This window comes from Stenotrophomonas sp. K-6, from assembly GCF_056861555.1.
The window spans coordinates 96,485-116,385 of the sequence record NZ_JBSPUC010000005.1 but is presented as its reverse complement, the minus strand read 5'-3'; the positions used below and the strand labels follow the sequence as shown (position 1 = coordinate 116,385).

The 19,901-nt window shown below is 67.3% G+C and carries 18 protein-coding genes; 3 read left to right on the top strand and 15 right to left on the bottom strand.

Translation table 11 applies throughout. The annotated features are described in order from the left end of the window. Positions 1 to 151 precede the first annotated feature (151 nt). Positions 152 to 766, top strand: a complete 615-nt coding sequence (locus tag AC13F7_RS15500; RefSeq protein ID WP_183073795.1) for a hypothetical protein — start codon at positions 152 to 154, stop codon at positions 764 to 766. A gap of 39 nt (positions 767 to 805) precedes the next feature. Here AC13F7_RS15500 and AC13F7_RS15495 read toward each other — a convergent pair whose 3' ends face one another. The 11 genes from AC13F7_RS15495 to AC13F7_RS15445 all read right to left on the bottom strand — a co-directional run bounded on the left by AC13F7_RS15495 (position 806) and on the right by AC13F7_RS15445 (position 12,041). Continuing rightward, positions 806 to 1,150 carry a hypothetical protein gene (locus AC13F7_RS15495; protein ID WP_483001930.1) on the bottom strand — a complete coding sequence of 115 codons (345 nt, stop codon included), beginning with the start codon at positions 1,148 to 1,150 and terminating at the stop codon, positions 806 to 808. A 28-nt stretch (positions 1,151 to 1,178) separates the two neighbouring features. After that, positions 1,179 to 1,952: a LytR/AlgR family response regulator transcription factor gene (locus AC13F7_RS15490; protein WP_483001928.1), complete on the bottom strand. Its 774-nt coding sequence runs from the start codon at positions 1,950 to 1,952 to the stop codon at positions 1,179 to 1,181. Continuing rightward, positions 1,942 to 3,201, bottom strand: a complete 1,260-nt coding sequence (locus AC13F7_RS15485; protein ID WP_483001926.1) for a sensor histidine kinase — start codon at positions 3,199 to 3,201, stop codon at positions 1,942 to 1,944. Before AC13F7_RS15485 ends, AC13F7_RS15490 begins: the two co-directional genes overlap by 11 nt. A 111-nt stretch (positions 3,202 to 3,312) precedes the next feature. Next, a complete protein-coding gene (locus AC13F7_RS15480; protein ID WP_483001924.1) occupies positions 3,313 to 4,962 on the bottom strand; it encodes a M28 family metallopeptidase in 1,650 nt (549 codons plus the stop codon). Positions 4,963 to 5,053: 91 nt separating this feature from the next. Beyond that, positions 5,054 to 6,706, bottom strand: coding sequence for a CsgG/HfaB family protein (locus AC13F7_RS15475; protein WP_483001922.1), 1,653 nt, complete (start codon positions 6,704 to 6,706; stop codon positions 5,054 to 5,056). A gap of 16 nt (positions 6,707 to 6,722) precedes the next feature. Beyond that, positions 6,723 to 7,391 carry a hypothetical protein gene (locus tag AC13F7_RS15470; protein WP_481469995.1) on the bottom strand — a complete coding sequence of 223 codons (669 nt, stop codon included), beginning with the start codon at positions 7,389 to 7,391 and terminating at the stop codon, positions 6,723 to 6,725. 64 nt (positions 7,392 to 7,455) lie between these two features. Then, positions 7,456 to 8,556: a hypothetical protein gene (locus AC13F7_RS15465; protein ID WP_123731311.1), complete on the bottom strand. Its 1,101-nt coding sequence runs from the start codon at positions 8,554 to 8,556 to the stop codon at positions 7,456 to 7,458. Then, positions 8,547 to 9,704: a hypothetical protein gene (locus AC13F7_RS15460; protein WP_483002321.1), complete on the bottom strand. Its 1,158-nt coding sequence runs from the start codon at positions 9,702 to 9,704 to the stop codon at positions 8,547 to 8,549. Before AC13F7_RS15460 ends, AC13F7_RS15465 begins: the two co-directional genes overlap by 10 nt. A 133-nt stretch (positions 9,705 to 9,837) precedes the next feature. Then, entirely contained in the window at positions 9,838 to 11,100 is a 1,263-nt protein-coding gene (locus tag AC13F7_RS15455) for an RNA polymerase sigma factor (RefSeq protein ID WP_483001920.1), read from the bottom strand. A gap of 71 nt (positions 11,101 to 11,171) precedes the next feature. Next, positions 11,172 to 11,594, bottom strand: coding sequence for a VOC family protein (locus AC13F7_RS15450; protein ID WP_483001918.1), 423 nt, complete (start codon positions 11,592 to 11,594; stop codon positions 11,172 to 11,174). Positions 11,595 to 11,621: 27 nt separating this feature from the next. Then, entirely contained in the window at positions 11,622 to 12,041 is a 420-nt protein-coding gene (locus tag AC13F7_RS15445) for a YciI family protein (protein ID WP_483001916.1), read from the bottom strand. Positions 12,042 to 12,230: 189 nt separating this feature from the next. Between AC13F7_RS15445 and AC13F7_RS15440 the strand changes: the two genes are divergently transcribed. Continuing rightward, positions 12,231 to 12,605 carry a YciI family protein gene (locus AC13F7_RS15440; protein ID WP_346472880.1) on the top strand — a complete coding sequence of 125 codons (375 nt, stop codon included), beginning with the start codon at positions 12,231 to 12,233 and terminating at the stop codon, positions 12,603 to 12,605. A 6-nt stretch (positions 12,606 to 12,611) separates the two neighbouring features. Here the strand turns inward: AC13F7_RS15440 and AC13F7_RS15435 are convergent, their stop codons facing one another. Next, positions 12,612 to 14,690, bottom strand: a complete 2,079-nt coding sequence (locus tag AC13F7_RS15435; protein ID WP_483001914.1) for an SMP-30/gluconolactonase/LRE family protein — start codon at positions 14,688 to 14,690, stop codon at positions 12,612 to 12,614. Positions 14,691 to 14,850: 160 nt separating this feature from the next. Then, positions 14,851 to 15,624, bottom strand: coding sequence for a lytic transglycosylase domain-containing protein (locus tag AC13F7_RS15430; protein WP_483001912.1), 774 nt, complete (start codon positions 15,622 to 15,624; stop codon positions 14,851 to 14,853). Positions 15,625 to 15,904: 280 nt separating this feature from the next. Here AC13F7_RS15430 and AC13F7_RS15425 point away from each other — a divergent pair, with 280 nt between their 5' ends. Then, positions 15,905 to 17,509 (top strand): EAL domain-containing protein, encoded by a 1,605-nt coding sequence (locus AC13F7_RS15425; RefSeq protein WP_483001910.1) that lies wholly within the window; start codon positions 15,905 to 15,907, stop codon positions 17,507 to 17,509. Positions 17,510 to 17,518: 9 nt separating this feature from the next. Here the strand turns inward: AC13F7_RS15425 and AC13F7_RS15420 are convergent, their stop codons facing one another. Next, positions 17,519 to 18,493 (bottom strand): polysaccharide deacetylase family protein, encoded by a 975-nt coding sequence (locus tag AC13F7_RS15420; RefSeq protein ID WP_483001908.1) that lies wholly within the window; start codon positions 18,491 to 18,493, stop codon positions 17,519 to 17,521. Positions 18,494 to 18,572: 79 nt separating this feature from the next. Continuing rightward, positions 18,573 to 19,775, bottom strand: a complete 1,203-nt coding sequence (locus AC13F7_RS15415; protein WP_483001906.1) for an MFS transporter — start codon at positions 19,773 to 19,775, stop codon at positions 18,573 to 18,575. Positions 19,776 to 19,901: the final 126 nt, after the last annotated feature.

Below are 19,901 nucleotides of genomic sequence, written 5' to 3'. Positions count from 1 at the left end.
GTGCGCAAATCCGCTGCGAGTTTGCCCATTCAGGCAGGAATGACGCCGGATCTTTGCGCTTTGCCCATTGCCAAGCGCGGTGAAAGTGCTAGAACTGGACGTGCCACAACGTCGTCCAATGCGCTGCCGCACGTTCCAGAAGGAGCTCGTCATGATCGCTTTGTTCAAAGGTTTGGGTCTGCTGTTGCAGGACAACGAGCTGTACAGCAGCCCGTTCGAAAAACAGGTCGCGCATTGGCGTAACAAGAGTGAACAGCAGATCCGCGAGGAAGTCGCGGTGCTCGCCAAGGCCAAAGGCCAGTGGTTGATGGCCTCGATCGTCGGCTGGCAGGCGTCCTCGCTGCTCATCCTCGGCCTGATCAGCAATTATCTGTGGAAGGATGACTTCCATATCACCTTCACCCGCGTGGTGATCGTGTTCGGCTCATGGGTGTCGATCCTGTTCGTGATCTGGTTCATGGCCAACATGTTCGATCACACCGCCGGCTTCGAGCGCTGGATGAAGGCCTTCAACAGCCGCGCCCGTATCACCTCCGATGCAGACACGGTGGAGTGTGTCGCCGAAGCGCTGGACATGGCCCATCACTACCCGGAGGTGCTGGACTACAAGCAGGCGGTGAGCGCCAAACGCGAGCTGCGCCACGAGGACATCCGCATCATGCGCGAGATCGGCCGGATGAAACAGCACACCGAACTGGTCGGCCAGCTCAACCATGTCGGCGAGCAGCCCAACGGTACCAACCTGCATCTGCAACCGGCGTTCTGACCCTATCGAAATGAGGGGGGAGCCACGATGCCACCGTGATCACTCACGGTGGCATTGTTCTTTCTGGACCGCGCTGACGCAGTGCTTGAAGCCGGCTGGCAGCCCGGCCATCTGCTCGGTCTTGCCCACCGCCACCGCCAACCGGTGCAGCGGGGGATAGGGGCAGTCGGTGTCCTTCTTGCAGCGCGCATCCAGCACCAGGTAATGGCAGTGGCCGCTGCTGCTGGCGATGCAGTCGAAGTTGGCCACGCCGTTGTCGACCGTGGTTTTGCTGTACAGCGTATCCACGCCGTTGGCGCGGATGCGAGTGACGGAGGTGTTGCTCGATTGCTGGCACGCCGCCAGCATCAACACGCAGACACTGGCGACAACGGTGATACGCATGGCAGGCTCCAGACGAAAAGAAGGTGTGTTACATCCCGCGGAACAGGCTCATGAAGGGCTGGCTGACGTTGAGCACTTCGGTGCGATGCTTCAATCGCAGCTGGCCGCGGCCGGTGTCATCGCGGGTGACCGCGGCGACTGCCTTCATGTTCACGATGGTGGAGCGGTGGATCTGGCGGAACCGTTGTGGATCGAGTGCGTCGAGCAGCTCGCGCAGCGAGGTCCGCAGCAGGCTTTCACCCTGCTCGGTGACCACCGTGGTGTATTTGCTGTCGGCACGGAAGTAGATCACGTCTTCGAGCATGATCAGCTGCGTGTCGCGTCCGTTGCTGGCGGTGATCCAGGCCAGTGGCGGGGCGCTTGAGGGCGCAGCGGGCTGATTGCCGAGGCGCTGCAGCAGCTGCTCGAGCATGCCGCTGTCCGGCCGGCCCAGCTGCATGCGGGCCAGGATCCGATCGCGGGTGGCCAGCAGGCGCTCATCGCTGACCGGCTTGAGCAGGTAGTCGATCGCGCCCTGCTCGAAGGCATCGATGGCGTACTGGTCATAGGCGGTGACGAACACCACCTGGGTGCGCGGGCTGATCTCCGGCAGCGCGCGGGCCACCTCGATGCCGGTGATGCCCGGCATGCGGATGTCGAGCAGGGCCAGGTCCGGTTTCAGCTCGGCCAGGCGCTCCAGCGCGCTGGCGCCGTCCTCACATTCGGCCACCAGCCGCAGTTCGGGCCACAACCGCTGCAGCTGTGCTACCAGCGACTGTCGCAGCAGGTCTTCGTCTTCGGCAATGAGGGCATCAAGCTGCATGGATCGCCTCGCGGGCATCGCGCGGCAGGGTGATGGTCGCTGCCACGCCGGTGGGGAAATTGGACACGATCGCCACGCCAGCGTACTCACCGCAGGTCAGGCGCAGCCGCTCGCGCAGGTTCTTCAGGCCGATCCCGGTACCACTGGTGCCCTGCCCGAAACCGAGTCCGTCATCGGCTACGGTGAGGGTGACATGGTCGTCGAAGGCGCGCGCGATGATCCACACCGTGCCACCGCCGGGCTTGGGTTCGAGCCCGTGTTTGATCGCGTTTTCAACCAGGGTCTGCAGCGCCATCGAGGGCAGCGGGAGGCTGATCAGCGCCGGGGGCACATCCACCTGCAGGGCCAGACGCGCGCCCATGCGGATCTTGAGGATTTCCAGGTAGGCCTGGGTGCGCTCCAGCTCCACGCCCAGCGTGGACATCGATTCATCCACGCTGGGCAGCGAGCTGCGCAAGTACTGGATCAGGTGCCCGAGCATCTGATCGGCGCGCGGCGGATCGGTGCGGGTCAGCACCTGCGCGTTGGCCAGCGTGTTGTAGAGAAAGTGCGGCTCCACCTGCGCATGCAGCAGGTTGAGCCTGGCCACCGAGAGCTCCTTCTCGGTGGCAGTCTGTTCGGCGGCAGCCTGTTCGTCGCGGCGCTGCTCGGCCACCCGGCGGGTGATCGCACGGCCGACCGCTTCGGCGTTCTCATGGTTGCTGCCTTCGTCGACGGCGAGCAGATCGGCCCATACCCCGGCATCTGGCTCGAACAGCAGGGTCACGCTGCTCGTGCCCTGCCCCGGTGTGACCGTGGCGAGCACGCTGTTGCGCTTGATCGCCAGCCGCGCAGGAAGGTTCCAGCGGGACGGCGGGCGGCCGTTGTAGGGATCCACGCGGCGCACGTACGCCCGCACCTGCAGGCTGCCCGGAGCGCTTTCGATGTCTTCCACGCGTGGCAGCTCGGCGATGGCGGCTTCCACCAGGGCAAAGGCCGGGCCGGCGTCCATCGGCACCTCGATCTGCCGACGCTGGCGGCTGGACAGGGTGGCCGCGTCCAGGCGCCCGGCGGCGTGCTGCACCCGGCGGATATGCGCAATGCAGCTGCCCAGGGCGGTCACCATCACGAACAGGGCCAGCAAGCCGAACACCCAGCCGGGGCCTTCGTCCATGCCGTGGAAGAAGCCACTCCAGACGAACCCCGCCACCACGATGGCGGCGGCCCAGGCCAACAGATTGCGGAAGATCAGGGAGAGGCTGGCGAACACGGCGGCGTCATCACATAGGGAGTGAGGCGAGCATAGCCCTGCCGCCACGGTGAACAAGCGGCATGCGACGAAGGCGGGGTTTGAGGGGATGAAGCCGGCCAGCGGCCGGCACTACTTCCGCTCGGCGGCGCTGGCGTCACGCGGGGCGCGGAACTGGGAGTCTTCACTCCAGTTCGGCCAGGCCCGCGAATTGGCCAGCTGGTTGCCCAGCGTGTACAGCACTTCCAGATCGCGCGAGGCACCGGCGAAGGTCCAGTCCGGCTGCCACTCGTCGCCCTGCTGGTGATAGCGCTTGGCGGTGTAGTCATCCGACGCCGCCTTGCCAGCGGCGACGCCGCCGTCCACCCAATCCTGGCCCGCCGAGTAGGACACCGCCGGCACGCCGCGCTTGGCGAACGGGAAGTGATCGGAGCGGAAGAACAGGCCGGCTTCCGGCTTCGGATCCGGGGTGTAGCGGATGTCCCAGCCCTTGGCGACGTCCTTGAGCTGGTCCAGCAGTTCCAGCTTGGCCGAGCCGTAGATGCCGAAATCACGCGACGGGCTGAAAGGCGCCATGCCATCCATGTTGATCAGCGCCACGGTCTTGCCGAGCGGATACAGCGGGTGGGTGGCGTAGTACTCCGAGCCGAGCAGGCCCTTTTCCTCGGCGGTGACCGCCAGGAAGAGCACCGAACGCTCCGGGCGTTTTGCCTTGGCGAAGCCGCGCGCCAGCTCGATCAGCGAGGCGGTGCCGCTGGCGTTGTCCAGCGCACCGTTGAAGATGGTGTCACCGTTCGCGTCCGGCTTGCCCACCCCGATGTGATCCCAGTGCGCGCTGTAGATCACGGTCTCGTCGGGATGCTTGCTGCCTTCCAGGCGCGCAGCCACGTTGTGCGAGGTGATCACCTCGGTCTTGACCGCGTACTTGGCCGAGAAAGTCTCGCCCTTCAGCTCGACTGGCTTGAAGTCACGGGTCTGCGCCTGCTTCTTGAGGGCCTCGAAATCCAGACCCGCGCGCTTGAACAGCGCCACCGCCAGATCGCGCTGGATCCAGCCTTCCAGCAGCGGATGCGCTTCGGCCGGGTTGTCGCGGACCACGTCGAACATGGTGTTGGTGTTGGAACCGGCCACGGTGGCCCAGCCATACGAGGCCGGTGCCGTCTCATGCACGATCAGCACGCCGAGCGCCCCCTGGCGCGCGCCTTCTTCGTACTTGTAGGTCCAGCGACCGTAGTAGGTCATGCCCTTGCCGTCGAAGTCGCCCTGGCCGGTTTCGAAGTCCGGATCGTTGATCAGCACGACCGCGATCTTGCCCTTCAGGTCCACGCCCTTGAAGTCGTCCCAGTTGCGCTCGCCCGCTTTGACGCCGTAGCCGAGGAAGACCAGCGGCGCGTTTTTGATATCTAATTCGCTGGCACCGTTCATGGCGGCGCGCACGGCGATTTCCTTGCCCTGACTCAGCGTCTGCGGCGTGCCCTTGCTGCTCAGTGAGAGGCTCGGGGTGCCCACGATGTCCCCCTTGAGCAGCGGCACGGCCTGGGTCCACAGGCGCTTGCCGTCCTTGAGGTCGCCGCCCGGCTGCAGGCCCGCTGCTGCGAACTGCTTGCTCAGGAAGGCGATGGTCTTTTCCTCACCGGCCGTGGCCGGCGAGCGGCCTTCGTAAGCATCGGAGGCCAGTTCCTTGACGTCGGCGGAGATTCGCGCGCCATCGAATTTGGGCGTTGCCGCCATCAGGGCGCCGGACACCGACAGGGCCAGCACGCTCAGTACTACTCGCTTCATCGCTCTCTCCACAACGGGACCAAACCTGGACCCAGAGTGTAGGCGAAGCCGCGCCGGGACAGGCGCCGGGACAGAGCCCGGCGCCGTCGTGTCACCAGTTCGGATCGTCTGCCGGCGCCGCCGGCTTGGCCGCCGCCGCAGGCTTGGCGGCACGGACCGGGGCCTTGCCGCTGCCCGATGCCGCCGCAGCGGTCGTGGCTGGCTTCACCGCACCCAATTGGGTGCGCAGTTCAATCGCCCCGGGGCGGAACCCTGCGGCACCAAGATCCGCACCTTCTTCGAGCGTCCCGTAGGAGGTCTGCGCCGCCACGCGATCGATGCGGATCGTGCAGCACGGGGTCTCATTGCGCCCCAGCGAGCGGCCGGTCTGCGGGTCCTTCAGGGCCTCGCCCAGCACCACCGCCTGCCAGCGCTGGCCGACCTGCAGCGCGTCACCGCCCTGGCTCAGCACCACCTGGTCACCGCTCAACGATACGACCGAGACCGGGAAAATCTCGGTGATGATCGCGGTCCCGATCTGGCCGGACAGCGAATCCATCATGGTGGCCGCCATGCCCTTGCCGTCCACCACGCGCGGCAGCGTGCTCGGGCCGGTCGACGCCAGCTGGTGATCGAAGCTGTCGGACATCACTACTTCACCGGTGGCCGCGTTGATCAACCGCAGGGTGATGCGGCCACCGCCGGAGTACGAACTCACCTGGCGGTCGGACATGCGCAGCTGACGCACGCTGCGCGGGTACTCGAAACGCTCGATGCTCGGGATCAGGATCAGATCTGTCGCCAGCTGCTGGCCAAGGCGTGCGGTGTCCTGCAGGCGCACGTTGCCGCTGTTGATGTGATCGATCTCGGCCTGCATTTCATCGCCGAACTCACGGTCGAGCACGATGAAACGTTTGGTCTGGGTCAGCGTGTCGGACAGGCGGGCGCGGATGGCACGCGCCACCTCTCCGCTGCTTACCCGGCCATCGCCGACGGCATAGGTACCCGACCGCACGTGCGGCAGGGCTACGACGATCTTCGGCCGCCCCTGCTCGTCCGGCGCGCGGTACTTGGCGATGTCGGCACGGATGCGGACCTTCCAGTAGCTGCGCATGGTGCGATGGCTGACGTCGGACTCGTACGAACTCGCCCCACGCTTGGCATCGACCTTCGCGCTTTCCCTGTAGCTTTCCTTGACGCTGGCGGAAGCCGAACCGCCCTGTCCACGCGCGTCGGCCTGCGCCTGTGCCGAGCCACTGGCCGACGCCGAGGCGGCGTACGTGAAGCCGGCATCGCTGGCCCGCACGCGTTCAATCACTTCTTCATCAAGTTGGCGGATCTCCTCCTGCGAGAGGATCTCGTAGCCCAGCACGGCCCCCTGCGACGCCGCGATCGCCTGCTGGGCGAAGGCATTGGCCTGGAGGCTGCCGGCGTGGTGACCGTCGACATCGACATCCAGACCCGCACGGAGCGTCTGCATCTGGCTGGCGACACGGACGCCATTGACCTGCGCCACGGCCGACTGCAGCGCGGCCAGCACCGCCAGTTCCGGCGTGCTGCCGATACCATCGGCTTCCCGCGCTACCTGGGTGGTGCCGCCGAAATCGGGCGTACCGCGCAGCGGTTCAGCGTCGGCATCCGCAGACGGCAGCACCTTGGATTCAGTCTTGCTGGCAACCTCGTCCACCGGCGCTTCCTGCTTGCCGCACGCGGCAAGCAGGGTAGCGGCGATGGCCAGGCTCAGCAGTCGGGTAGAGATCTGCATGCGTGGCCGTCCGGGATCAGTTCAGGCCGTCAAGCATCGAATCGGCATTGCCCGGCACCTTGATCTTGCTGGCGCGGGCGAACGTCAGCGCCGACTTGGAGGTGTCGTACAGGCCCTTCAGGTAGCCCGGCGATTCCTTGGCGACCCAGGCACCGGCGACCAGCTTGCGGCCGACGGTGGCCAGCTGCGCGGGACCCAGGTTCTTCATGCCGCTGGCGAAGTTGTTGGCTTCGCCACTCAGCTTCTGGCCTTCGGCAGCGGAGGCGAGCAGCGAGACCAGGCCGTCGGTGTAGTACTGCTTGGATTCGGCACTGAGTTCGGGCTGTGCGGCAACGCGCTCATCGATGGCCGCCTGGGCGGCTTCGCTGACCGAGACCGACTTCTTCATCTTGCTCACGTCCACTGCACCGGAGGACAGCGCCTGGCGCTCGGCTTCCAGCAGCTGCACCTGTTCGGCCAGGCCAAAGGCCTTGGCGAAGGAGGTCTGGGCAGCCAGCGAATGCGACTGCGAGGCGACGAAACGACGGACCAGGGCGTCCTGCGCGGCTTCATCCGGCGCGCCGGCGGCGCTGGCTTCGGTAGCGGTCGCGCCGCCGACCAGGCCCTTCAGCTTGCCCAGCTGGGCGTGCGCCGGGGCGGCGAAGGAAGCGGCGATGGCCAGTGCGATGACGGTGTTACGGATCATGGGAATAGTCCTGAGGAGGAGAAGAGTGTCTGTGTGGCGGCGCACCGTAATGCGCCGAAGGGCTTCAGCGAACGGCTTTGACGTTCAGCTCGTTGATCATCTGCTGCGCGGCCTGTTCGGCGGCTTCGCGCAGCGCATTGGTACGGGCGACGGTTTCGTTCGGGCCCAGGCCGGCGTACTGCACCGGGCCGACCGAAGAGACGGTGCGCGGGAAGCGGCCGGTCACGTCCAGCACTTTGCCGGTCACCGTGACGTACACGCGGGTATTGCCCGAGGCCGGATCGCGATCGCGCATGCCGATGTCGAGCGTGCCCACAGCGATGTACGGAATGTTCGCAGCGCGGATCCCGTTGGCGGTATCGCGCAGGGTCGCAGCGGACAGATCATTGCCAGTGCTGAAGTCCTTGCGGATGCGTTCGATGCTGAGCAGGCCGCGGCTTTCGCCTTCCACGTACTCGGCTTCAACCACTTCATAGCCGGCGCTGCTGAAGGCACCGGTCATCGCGGTGTTGACCTCGGCGGCGTTGGCCACCTTCCAGCTGATGGTGTCGCTGCGCGCGGTGGTGCTGCCACCGCTGGTCACCGACACCGAGGCGTTCTGGTTCACGCTGCCATTGGTGCTGACCGAGTTGCCGCGGAACGAGTCGCCCTCGCGGGTGTTCTCGTCGTAGCTGCGGCTGGCGTCCACGCGGCGGTATTCCTTGTCCTGGAACGACTGCACGGTGTCCTGCGAGCGCGCCATGAACAGGAAGGTCAGCAGCGAGCGCTCATTGCTGCGTGCGCCGGCTACGGCAGAGCCGGCATCCAGCTTGGTCTGCAGCAGCGTGGTATTGATCTCGGCGCGAACGCTGATCGTGTACGTTTTGGCTTTCTTGTCTTCGTTCTCCGACAGGGTCACGGTGGAGAGCACGAAGCGGTCGATCTCGCCGATGAACTCCGGGCGGCGGGACTCGAACAGGCGCAGCTTGGCCGCGCCGGATTCGGCGATGTAGGCCTCCAGCGCGTTGACCTTGGCCTTGTTCAGGGCCTGGGCACGGGTATCGGCGCTCAGGCGCAGACCATAGCTGGCCGAGCCCATGCCGCGGGAACTGGCGGTCTGCGCCGCGACCGGCGCGGTGACCATCAGTGCAATGAGAATCAGCAGTACAGCACGAATCAACGACATGACTTGATCAACTCCTGGAGGGCCTGGATCTGTTGTTGCAGGGGGCGTCCGCCCGGCTTCTGCTCATCCAGCCAGGCGCGCGAATCCGCCCGTTTGGCAGCAGCGCCAGCGAACGCATCAAAGCCGGCCAACACGGTTTCGTAGTTGGCCGACCACTGGTCCACCCGCCACTGCGTGACCGGCACCACCTTGGTGGCACCCTTGCGCAGGGGCTGGTCGAAATACACCTTGCCGGAGAACGGCTCGGTCACCTTTACCTGGAAGAACGCGCCGAACAGCATCGTCTTCATGGCGGCGGTTTCATTGACGACGCCGCTCTTCATCGCATCGAGCGTCAGCGTGACCACGTAATCGGGCTCGGGAATCTTGAGCTGATACACCTTTCCGTCGGCAAAGCGCGCGGCCATCGCACCGCCGATCGCTTCCCCGGTGGCCGGTGGCAACAGGCCGATGCCGGTATTGGATGACAGCGTCTTGGACAGCTCATGGGCCAGCGTGGCGCGCAGCGTGCCTTCCATCGCAGGGTCGGGCAGCTTGGCCCGGGCTGCATCGGACAAGGTCACCCCACCCACCTGCAGCCGCCGCATCGAGGCGTTGGGAAGCTGCGCGTTGGCCAGGGTCTGTGCGAGCACCTGCGGCAGTGCGGTGGCGGCAGTGCCATAGAGCAGATCGGCGATGATCGCGTCGAGATCCCCTTCGGACGGGCGGTCGTCCTGCAGGTCGATACGCTGCAGCGTCATCGGGTAGGAGGCGATGACCTGGCGCTCGCGGAAATCGAAGAACAGCGCCTGCAGTGCCACCTCCACCAGCACCTTGTACTGGTCGCCGATCGGTTCGACCGAGACCAGTTCACGGTCCAGCGCCGCGGCGAGCACGGTGGCGCTGGTGGTGCCATCCAGCTTGGCAAGCTGGTCGCTGATCAGCTGCAGGTGGGCGGGCGGCTGGCGGCGCAGGGCACCGGCGAGCTGCTGGTTCAATGCCTCGGCGCCGCGTTGGTCGATGACCCGGGTGCTATGCGGCGCCACCTTGCTGCGGGCAGCCTGCTCGCCGGTATAGGCGAAGCCAGCCCAGTACGCCTGCTGCGCCTTGTCGGCCGCATGCGCGAACGGGGTGATGAGGAACACGCACAGCAGCATCCACGCGCGCATCGCGCGTAGCGGTTTCTTCCCTGACGGCATCAGCCTTTGTCCCTGTGGTTGCTGACCGGGGGTCAGCCCCAGTCATGCTTGTGAAGGGCGCAACGATAGCCGCAACCATGCAGACCGACAAGATGAGATTGCGTCAGCCTTGTGCCAGAGCCTCCGCGCGGGCCTGCAACAGCGCGCGTTCGCGGCCGTTGGCGGTCAGCGCTGCTGCCCGCTCGAACGCCGCCCGTGCGTCGGCCGCACGGCCCAGCTGGGCCAGCAGGTCGCCCTGCACTGCGGCCAGCGGGGCATAGTCGCGCAGGCGCGGATCAGCGCTGAGCCTCTCAACCAGCGGCCAGGCCGCCGCCGCCCCTTCCGCCCGCGACACGGCAACCGCATGATTGAGGTCCACCACCGGCGAGGGCTGCACCTGCGCCAGCCGTGCGTAAAGCGCGGTCATCCGTGCCCAGTCGGTGTCTTCAGGAACGCGCGCCCGCGCGTGGCACTCCGCGATGGCCGCCTGCAATACATACGGATCGTCGCCTCCTCCCAGCGCCACCGCCTGCTGCAGCGCCGACTGCCCACGGGCGATCTGCAGCCAGTCCCAGCACGTGCGGTCCTGGTCGGGCAGCAGGATCGGTGTGCCGGTCGCATCCGTCCGCGCGGCGGTGCGAGATGCCTGCAGCTCCATCAACGCGAGCAGGCCCTGCACCTGCGGCCAGGTCGGCAGCCGGCTGGCCAGCACGCGCCCCAGCCGCAGCGCTTCGTCGCACAAGGCCGGGCGCATCCAGTCATCGCCGGCACTGGCCGCATAGCCCTCGTTGAAAATCAGGTAGACCACCTCCAGCACCGAGGCCAGGCGCTCCGGCAATGCAGCGTGGCGTGGCACGTCGAACGGCACCTGCTTCTGCGCCAGCATGCGCTTGGCACGCACGATGCGCTGGGCGATGGTCGGCTCCGGCGCGAGGAAGGCGCGCGCGATCTCATCGGTGGTGAGCCCTCCGAGCAGCCGCAGCGTCAATGCCACGCGCGCATCGGCAGCCAGCACCGGATGGCAGGCGACGAACATCAACCGCAGCAGGTCATCGCCGATATCGTCTTCCAGCGCGTCGCTGTCATCCGGCGGCGGCAATGGCAGCGGCTCCAGCTCGCTGCCGTACTGTGCATGCTGGCCGGCGACGCGCTGGTGCTGGCGCAGCACATCGATGGCGCGGTTGCGCGCAGTGGTCATCAGCCACGCTCCGGGATTGTCCGGCACACCCTGGCTGGGCCAGCGCTCCAGCGCGGCCAGCCAGGTGTCCTGGACCAGCTCTTCGGCACGGCCGACATCGCCGCCGAGCAGGCGGGTCAGGCGGGCGGTCAGCACTGGCGACTCCATGCGCCAGATCGTCTCCAGTCGTTGCGTCAGTGCCGTGTCCATGCGGCCGATCAGACCACCGGCGCGACGCAGGTACAAGCGGCCCGGCGGGGTGCCATCGCGCCCGTCCGGGCTCAGAACTGCTTCATGCAGTTGACCATCCACGGCTTGCCATAGCGGTCGATCAGAAAGCCCCAGCGATGGGCCCAGAAGGTTTCGGTGATCGGCATCTTGATCTCACCGCCGTCGGCCAGCGCGCTGAAGACGCGCTCGGCTTCCTCGATCGAGTCGACCTCGATGTTGATCGTGGTGCTGCCCTGCCCGTCCGATGAGGGACCGTCGGCGGCCATCAGGATCGCCGCCCCCACCTCCAGCTGGCTGTGCGCGACGTGGTCCAGGGTCTCCGGCGGCATCTCGCCACAGCCTTCCTGGCTTTCCATCGGTGGCATGTCGCGGTACTTCGTTTCCGCGGTGACCTTGCCGCCCAGCACCTGCGCATAAAAGGCCATCGCCTCATGGGTCTTGCCGTTGAAGCCAAGGAACGGAATCAGTTTCATGGGAATGCTCCAGGGATGTGGGATGGGTCAATCGTCGATGCCGATCTGGTCGCGCAGACGCTGTTCCTGCGCTTGCAACTCCGGGGTGAAGGCCGCGCCGAAATCCTCGGCACTGAGAATCGGGCGCAGTTCCACCACATCGCCGGCGGCGAACGGCGCGCGTTTGAGCCATTCGGTGGCCTCGTCCAGCGAACGGACCTGCCAGAGCCAGAACCCGCAGACCAGCTCGCGGGTTTCGGCGAACGGCCCGTCGATCACACGGGGCGGCTCGCTGCCGAAGGCCACCCGGCGGGCACGCGAGGTCGGGTGCAGGCCCTCGCCGGCCAGCATGATTCCGGCCTGGACCAGCTGCTCGTTGTAGGCGCCCATGGCGCGGATCTCCTGCTCGGTGGGCAGTTGACCGGCCTCGGTGGCCGCGGTTGCCTTGACCAGAACCATGACTTTCACGGGGTACTCCTGTGTGCCAGCCCGTCACCCGGGCCGTTCACTGGATACAACGTGCCAACGGGACGGAAATCGACACCCCCGGAAAGATTATTTTCGCCGTGGCTGAACAGGCCGTTCCTGCGGCGCTGCAACACCCTGCCTGCGGGAGCTGGGGCATGATGCGGCTTCCCAGCCCCTCCTGGTCCGCCCATGCAATTTCTTCTGCTGATCTATATCGACGAGGGTCTGCTGCAGGCCCTGCCAAGCGACGAGTACGACCGCCTGATGCACGACTGCCTGCAGCACGCGGACAGGCTGCAGGCCGAGGGCACCCTCGTGCTGGCGCAGAAACTCGAACCCGTGGACAGCGCACGCACGGTGCGCGTGCGTCAGGGACAGACCCGGATCACCGATGGCCCGTTTGCCGAGACCCACGAGCTGCTGGCCGGCTTCAATCTGATCAACGCGCCGGACCACGCCGAGGCGATGCGTATCGCCCAGCAGTTCCCGTGGTCGCGTTTCGGCAGCATCGAGGTGCGGCCGCTGGCCGACATGGACGCCGAGCGTGTGCGCGTCGGCGCCTGATCCCGCTCAGGGCAGCAGCGTGACCTTCAGATCGCGCGGGCCGATCGCTTCGTTGCCGCTGTAGTCGCGCGCACTGCCACGCAGGATGTAGTCGCCGGCTGGCAACGCATCGGGCTGCCAGCGCCCGGTTTCGACCAGCCCATCGCGCACGATGTTGGTGACCAGATAGCGGAACCGCGTGACCGCACTGCCATGCACGGTGATGCCGCTGTCCGGTGCGTAGGCCACGCGGGTGGCGCTGTCCTCGCGCGGCATCCGGTTGAACACGATGTTGAAGCGCGGCTGCTCGTACCCCGTCAGCGGCTGGCCCTGCGCATCCAGGACCTGATAACCCACCTGGTACAGCCCCAGCCGCCGCCGCGGCAGATTGCGGTCGACCTGGTCCCATGCCTCCACCACGATCTGCACGCCCGGGCCCTGGCGGGGAATCGCCACGCGGCCGTCGGCCCCGGCCCTGATCGGCTGGTCCCGGTCGTCCAGAACCGCCACCTCGGTGATGCGCGGCGCAAAGGCATCGGCATACCCGGTGAAGCCCAGCGCCACCGCGTTGCGTTCGAAGCCGCTGGCGCCCACGCTCAGGTGTACATGCGCCATGCGGTTGATGCTGCCCAGCGACTCGCCCGCAGCGAAGCGCGTGCCACGACGCACGCGGATGCGCTCGAGCTTGCCCTCCTCATCGAACACCTGTTGCCAGCGCGCATCGAACGGCTGGTCACGCGGATCACGGCCGACCTTCATGTGGATGTACTTGAGCCGCCCCAGCGACAGACCTTCGGCCTGGCCACCCACCGACCAAGCCGCGAACGGCGTATCGACCTTGCCGTCGGCAATCGCCAGCACCGGCTGGCCGACATCACCGCGGATATCGAAGCCGCCATGCAGGTGATGACGGCTCTCGCCCTTGAAGTCGCCGCGCACCTCGCCCAACGTGCCGACCACCTCATGCCAGCCATCCTGCGGGGCCAACGGCCAGCGGCCAGCGGTGTTGGGCAACGGTGCGTCCGGCGCCGGGCCGATCAGTGCCGGCGGCGCAGTGTCGCCCACTGCCAGCGCGCGCAGCCGGTGCACACGGTAGGACGCGGCATCGGCCAGGTACAGCCCACCCTCGGCATCCAGCGCGAGCGCGGTGGGCCGGGCGAAGCGCGGCTGCGGCGGTACGCCGGCCAAGGCCAGCTGATGACCCTGCGCCGAGATCTGCACCACTTTGCCGTTGATGTCGCTGGCGTAGATCACCCCATCGAGGGTCACCGCCAACGACAGCGGACCACTGAGCAGGCCGCCATCGGCGACGCGGGTGCTCAGCGTGCCATCTGGCGCAAGCTGGCGGATCGCGTTGTTGAACAGGTCGGCGATCAGCAGATTTCCCTGCGGATCCAGTGCCAGCGCGACCGGCGTATCCAGGCGGGTGGCCGCCCCCAAGCCATCGATCATGCCCGGGCGTTCGCCGCCCGCTACGGTATGCACCCGCCCATCGGGCTCGATGACGCGGATGCGGTCGTTGTAGGTATCGGCCACGTATACGCGGCCGCCCGCGTCCACCGCCACGCCCATCGGGCCATCGAAGCGCGCCTGCGCGGCTGGCCCATCGATGAAGCCCCGCTGGCCATCACCGGCCAGTGTGCTCACGGTGCCGTCCACCGCGATGCGGCGGATCACGTGGTTGCCGGTATCGGCGACGAAGACGTTGCCGCTGGCATCCAGCGCGATCCCGGAAGGCGTGTTGAACTGCGCCTGCAAGGCAGCGCCATCGCGCCAACCCTCGCCCTGCCCGGCCAGCGTGTCCACGCGACCATCGGGGTGCAGGCGGCGGATGCGGTTGTTGTCGCCGGCATCGGCGATATAGACCACGCCGTGCGCGTCCACGGCCAAGCCGTACGGATCGGCAAAGCGCGCCTGGGCGGCGGGGCCTTCCGTGCTGCCGCCCACGCCGTCGCCGGCGACGCTGTCGATGCGCGGTGACCAGCCCAGCACGGTGGGTATCGGTCCGGGCGGCGGCAGGGGCGGCGATGGCACGCGCAGGAACGTCCATGCCAGCAACGCAGCGGTGGGTGCGGCGATCATCCCTGCCCAAGCGTTGCGTCCCATTGCCATCCTTGTCGTTCGAAGGGCACGACGATAAGGGCTGCGTGCGCATCTGCAAACCCTGTGGGTCGAACGCGCGGACGTGCAGACCGCTCTGAACGCCGTCGGCCGCAGCGAGCAGCACGCGTTGCTCGGCGCAGGATGCTCACGCTGAAACGCAGCCCTACTTCGCCGGCGTCTCCACCTTGAACCCCATCGCCTCGCGATAGCGCACGTACAACGCGCTGACCTTCTCCACGTAGGCCAGCGTCTCGGCATAGGGCGGCACGCCCTTGTAGCGCGTCACCGCACCGATGCCGGCGTTGTAGGCCGCGGCGGCCAGCACACGGTCGCCCTTGTAGCGACGCAGCAGCGCCTTCATGTAACGCGCGCCGCCGCTGATCGACTGCTCGGCCGATAGCGGATCGGCCACGCCGTACTCGGTGGCGGTATCGGGCATCAGCTGCATCACGCCCTGCGCGCCTTTGGGCGAGATCGCACCGGCATCGAAATTGCTCTCGGCATGGGCGATCGCGCGCAGCCAGGCATCGTCCACACCGGTCGCCTTGGCCGCCGCCTTGAACTGCTTGGCGTGCCGGTTCAACTGCGGCGTGCCGACCTTGCCGAGGCCTTCGTGCGCCGGCTCACCCGGTGGGGTGGCAACGGTGAATTTCAGGAACACCCGCGAGCCGGGCAGGTTGCGCGTCGAGTAGACGAGGGCACCGTCCTGCTCGCGCTCGTACAGGGTGCCGCTGAAGATGCCCATGTTGCCCCACAGGTTGGGGGTCTGCACGGCGTTGTCGTCGATCTGCTGCGGGGTGCACTTGGAGCCTGGCTCCGGTGCAGTGGCCAGGCTGACCGTGTTGCTCTGCACGCAGCGGTAGACCGTGCGCGCCGACGCCAGTCCGGGCAGCAGCAACGACAACAGGGCCAACGCGGCAGGCAGGGTGGGATTCATCGGGCTCGGATCGGGGCACGGAAGGGTGCGGCGCGATCATCCGGCCGGGGCCGCGAACCGAAGGTGAATACCGGGCCGCCGGGCCGGCTGACGCCATGGTTCGCCCGTCACTGTCGGAATCAACACCTTGGCGGGGTGGCCTCCTGCACATCATGGCCCTTCCACGTCTGCGCTGTTTCAATCCTCACGCACTGGTGGTCATATAGCGGCTCGGGGCCGCGACCGCCCTGGCCCGCCGGGCTGCCATGGAACCCCCTTTCGACGAGGCATCGAGACCTGCTTGAACCGCGCCAGGATCATCGCCGTCACCATCCTGCTGGCCCTGCTCGGCGCCCTCGTGCCGATCGCCACCGTGTTCTATTTCACCTGGAGCCGCGCCAGCGAGTCCGAGCAGGTGCGGCTGCAGACCACCGCCGAGCGCACCCTGCAGCGCGCACACCGCGCCTACGAGGGCGCGCTGAACACCCTGCGCGAGCTCAACCGCAGCACCCTGGCGCCCTGCTCGCCCGCGCACCTGCAGCTGATGCGCGGGCTGGTGATGCGCACCCACTCGGCCGAGCAGATCGGCTACTTCGAGGACGGACGGCTGGCCTGCACCTCGTGGGGCCCGATGGACGCCGGAATCGTGCAGCCCGCGCCTGCCTATGTCACCGCCGAGGGCGCCGGCATCACGCTGGACATCCGTCCGCTGGCCGGCACCCCGCAGCAGCCATTGATGGCGCTCAGCTATGGCCACTACGACATCCTGATGGACCCGGCCCGGTTGATCGATGTGATCGTCGATCCCAACGTGCGGCTGGCCGTCGCCAGTCCCGACGGGCGGCTGATCGCCCAGCAGGACATCCAGGACCAGGCCTTGCTGCAGCGGCTGCTGCGTGAGCCGGCGAGCGGTACTGAAGGGCAGACGCTGTACGCCACCGCGCAGGACCAGGAGTGGCTGGCCGTCGCCACCGCCCCGCGCACCGACCTCGTAGCTGCGTTCCGCCACCAGATCGGCCAGTTCATCCCGCTCGGGGTGATCGGCGCGCTGGCGGCGATCGGTGGCGTGGTGTGGCTGTCGCGGCGACGGCTGTCGCTGCGCGGTGAGCTGGCCACTGCCGTCCGCAAGCGTGAGTTCTTCATGCACTACCAGCCGATCATCGAGCTGGACACAGGCATCTGCGTGGGCGCCGAATCGCTGGTGCGCTGGCGCCGTCCCGACGGCAGCCTGGTGCGGCCGGACCTGTTCATTCCGCTGGCTGAAGAAGCGGGGCTGATCGAGGCGCTGACCGATCAGGTCATCGACCACGTGATCACCGACATGCGTGCGTTGCTGGTGCAGGACCGCAGCGCGCACATCGCGATCAACCTGGCCGCCGAGGATGTCAGCAGCGGCCGCGCACTGAAGGTGCTCAGCGCCAAGCTGCATGGCACCGGCATCCATCCGCAGCAGATCTGGCTGGAGGCGACCGAGCGCGGTTTCATCGACATCCGCCGTGCGCGTACCCATCTGGCCAATGCGCGCCGCATCGGTCATTGCGTGGCAATCGACGATTTCGGCGTTGGCTATTCCAGCCTGCAGTACCTTCAGCAACTGCCACTGGATGCGTTGAAGATCGACAAGTCGTTCATCGATGCGATCGGGACCGACAGCGCCACCAGCCCGGTCACCTCGCACATCATCGACATGGCCAAGACGCTGGGGCTGTTCACTGTGGCCGAAGGCGTGGAAACGCCTGCGCAGCTCGCCTACCTGCAGGCGCGCCAAGTGGAATTCGGGCAGGGCTGGCTGTTCTCCAAGGCCCTGCCGCCGGACGAGTTCGTGGCGTTCCACCAGCAGCGCAAGCAGCAGTACGGGCAGGCGCCGGAAGACATGCAGAATCCGAACAACGATACGCCGGCCTGAGCCGATGCGTTACTCCGCCTCCAGACCGGCAAGCGTCATCACCCACGCTGGCACCGGCGGTTCACCCGCGTAGAACGCCTTCGGTTTGTTCTCGGCCATCGCCCAGCGCTGGATCCAGCTGATGCCGCCGGCGCCGTTGTAGCCGTCGGCGTGCTGGTAGGCCGGATCCTGCAGTGCCGTCTCCAGCGTGATGAAGCGGTAGCCGCGGCGGCGCGTGGCGGCCACCAGCTCCTCCACGCAGTCCGCGCTGAGCGCGTTGGCGTGGATCAGCCACACCTGTGCAGGCAACCGGCCCAGCAACTGCCGCCCCTGCTGCTCGTAGTAGTCCAGCTTGTTGAGCATGTAGGGCACATAGCCACGGCGCAGCTGGCGCAGGCGGGCCTCACGCGCGACCGGATCGGTCTGGGTGTCGCGCACGCGGTCGTAGGCGAACGCCCAGATCCACTCGCTGTTGTCGACGGTGACGGGGGCGATCTGGTAGCCATGCTGCTGCAGGAACACGCCCAGCGCAGCACGTTCTTCCGGGGACTGCCCGGCACGCAGATAGGGATGCCGGAACCAGCGCGGGGTCTGCCCGGTCTCGGCCAGCAACGGGCGCAGCGTCATCTCACCGCGCAGGATGTCCTGCTCGTAGGCGGCCAGCCCGATCGCGTGCAGATCGACATGGCCGAACGTGTGGTTGCCCAGCTCGAACCCGGCATCGCGCCAGTCGCGCAGCATCTGCACGCGCGCGGGTTGCACCCGTCCATCCACCTCGAGTTTGACCTCGTTGACGAAGCCCACCACCGGCACGTCGGCCCGCCTCAGGGCTGCGATCAACTGCGCATGGCGGGCGGCAAGCGCGGGCTCGGCGCGTTCGTCCAGACGCTGCCAGGGCAGGTCGTCGATGGTCAGCGCGATGCGCCGCTCCGGCTCGGCCGCGTGCGCGATACCGGCCAGGCACAGCAGTGCCAGCACGCCACTCCGAAGGACTCCCTTGTGCATCCGTCACTCCCATCGCGATACCCGGCCCCAGCATAGCGCCGGGTATCACGGTCCACCTTGCCGGGTGCGGCGGCTGGGCTCAGTGCGTGATCGGCGCCCAGGCGCGCGGCTGGCGCAGCACCACCATCAACGTGGCCAGCAGCAGCACCAGCAGGACCGCTGGCAGCCAGCGCTCACCGACGGTTTCCAGCATCACGCCGCCGAGAATGCCTGCCAGCGCGATGGCCAGATTCCAGCCGGTCACCACGAAGGACTGCGCGATGTCCCCGGCCTCGTCGGCACGGCGCGCCACGGCGGTCTGGAACAGCGTGGGAACGCCACCGAAGGAGATGCCCCACACCACCGTACCGATCACCAGCACCCACGGCGAGCCCGGCCACAGCACGAACGCCACGGCCGACAACGCAAACGCCACCGTGCTGGCGATCACCAGCGCGCGCAGCCACCGGTCGACCAGCAGCCCGGTGATCCAGATGCCGACCAGCGCGGCCACGCCGAACACCAGCAGCAGACGATCCAGCCACACCGCCGCGCCGGACAGCGCCGCAAACGGTTCGATGTAGGTGTAGAGCACGTTGTGCGCCAGCACGTACAGAAACATCGTCAGCAAGGCGGTGCGCATGCCGCGCAGACGCAGTACGTTGCCCAACGGCTGCTGGGCCGCCGCACCCGGGGCCGGCAACGGCGGCAGCGCCAGCCGCGCCCACACCAGCAGGGCGACGCTGAGCAGCGACATCAACCCGAACGCCCAGCGCCAACCGATGGTCTGGCCCAACAGCGTACCGGCCGGAATGCCCAGCGACAGCGCCAGCGGCGTGCCGACCATCGCCACGGCGATCGCGCGGCCCTGCAGCTGCGGCACCACCATGCGGCTGGCATAGCCCGCCACCAGCGACCACAGCAGACCCGCGCTGATGCCCGCGCAGAAACGTGCGACCAGCATCAGGCCGTAGTGGTGCGTCATCGCGGTGATGGTGTTGACCACCACGAAGCCGGCGATCGCGGTGAGCAGCAGCGGGCGGCGTGGCCAGCGTCGGGTCAAAGCGGTCATCGGCAGTGCGGCCACGAGCGAGCCCAAGGCGTAGATCGTGACCAGCTGGCCGACCAGTGCGCGGCTGACACCGAGATCGGCGCTCATCGGTGACAGCAGGCCGGCCGGCAATGCTTCGGTGAGGATGGTGATGAAGCCCGCGCAGGCCAGCGCCAGCAGGCCGCCGAAGGGCAATCGAGTGGCCGCGTTGGGCAGCGGCACGGCGGTGGGATCGACCGCGTGACCGCTCATGGATGCACCCGGGTGGGTATCGCATCCAGCGCGACAGTGGAACCGCTGACGTCAGGGAAGAAAGACATGGAGGCGCCGCAAGTGGGGGGAGCGCCACCGTAGGCGCTGAGCCGCCGGGGAAACAGC

Excerpts from the sequence above, each read along its gene's own strand:
- AC13F7_RS15500 (WP_183073795.1), top strand. The coding sequence starts at position 152 with ATGATCGCTTTGTTCAAAGGTTTGGGTCTGCTGTTGCAGGACAACGAG.
- AC13F7_RS15495 (WP_483001930.1), bottom strand. The coding sequence starts at position 1,150 with ATGCGTATCACCGTTGTCGCCAGTGTCTGCGTGTTGATGCTGGCGGCG.
- AC13F7_RS15490 (WP_483001928.1), bottom strand. The coding sequence starts at position 1,952 with ATGCAGCTTGATGCCCTCATTGCCGAAGACGAAGACCTGCTGCGACAG.
- AC13F7_RS15480 (WP_483001924.1), bottom strand. The coding sequence starts at position 4,962 with ATGAAGCGAGTAGTACTGAGCGTGCTGGCCCTGTCGGTGTCCGGCGCC.
- AC13F7_RS15475 (WP_483001922.1), bottom strand. The coding sequence starts at position 6,706 with ATGCAGATCTCTACCCGACTGCTGAGCCTGGCCATCGCCGCTACCCTG.
- AC13F7_RS15470 (WP_481469995.1), bottom strand. The coding sequence starts at position 7,391 with ATGATCCGTAACACCGTCATCGCACTGGCCATCGCCGCTTCCTTCGCC.
- AC13F7_RS15465 (WP_123731311.1), bottom strand. The coding sequence starts at position 8,556 with ATGTCGTTGATTCGTGCTGTACTGCTGATTCTCATTGCACTGATGGTC.
- AC13F7_RS15460 (WP_483002321.1), bottom strand. The coding sequence starts at position 9,704 with ATGCGCGCGTGGATGCTGCTGTGCGTGTTCCTCATCACCCCGTTCGCG.
- AC13F7_RS15455 (WP_483001920.1), bottom strand. The coding sequence starts at position 11,100 with ATGGACACGGCACTGACGCAACGACTGGAGACGATCTGGCGCATGGAG.
- AC13F7_RS15450 (WP_483001918.1), bottom strand. The coding sequence starts at position 11,594 with ATGAAACTGATTCCGTTCCTTGGCTTCAACGGCAAGACCCATGAGGCG.
- AC13F7_RS15440 (WP_346472880.1), top strand. The coding sequence starts at position 12,231 with ATGCAATTTCTTCTGCTGATCTATATCGACGAGGGTCTGCTGCAGGCC.
- AC13F7_RS15435 (WP_483001914.1), bottom strand. The coding sequence starts at position 14,690 with ATGGGACGCAACGCTTGGGCAGGGATGATCGCCGCACCCACCGCTGCG.
- AC13F7_RS15430 (WP_483001912.1), bottom strand. The coding sequence starts at position 15,624 with ATGAATCCCACCCTGCCTGCCGCGTTGGCCCTGTTGTCGTTGCTGCTG.
- AC13F7_RS15420 (WP_483001908.1), bottom strand. The coding sequence starts at position 18,493 with ATGCACAAGGGAGTCCTTCGGAGTGGCGTGCTGGCACTGCTGTGCCTG.
- AC13F7_RS15415 (WP_483001906.1), bottom strand. The coding sequence starts at position 19,775 with ATGAGCGGTCACGCGGTCGATCCCACCGCCGTGCCGCTGCCCAACGCG.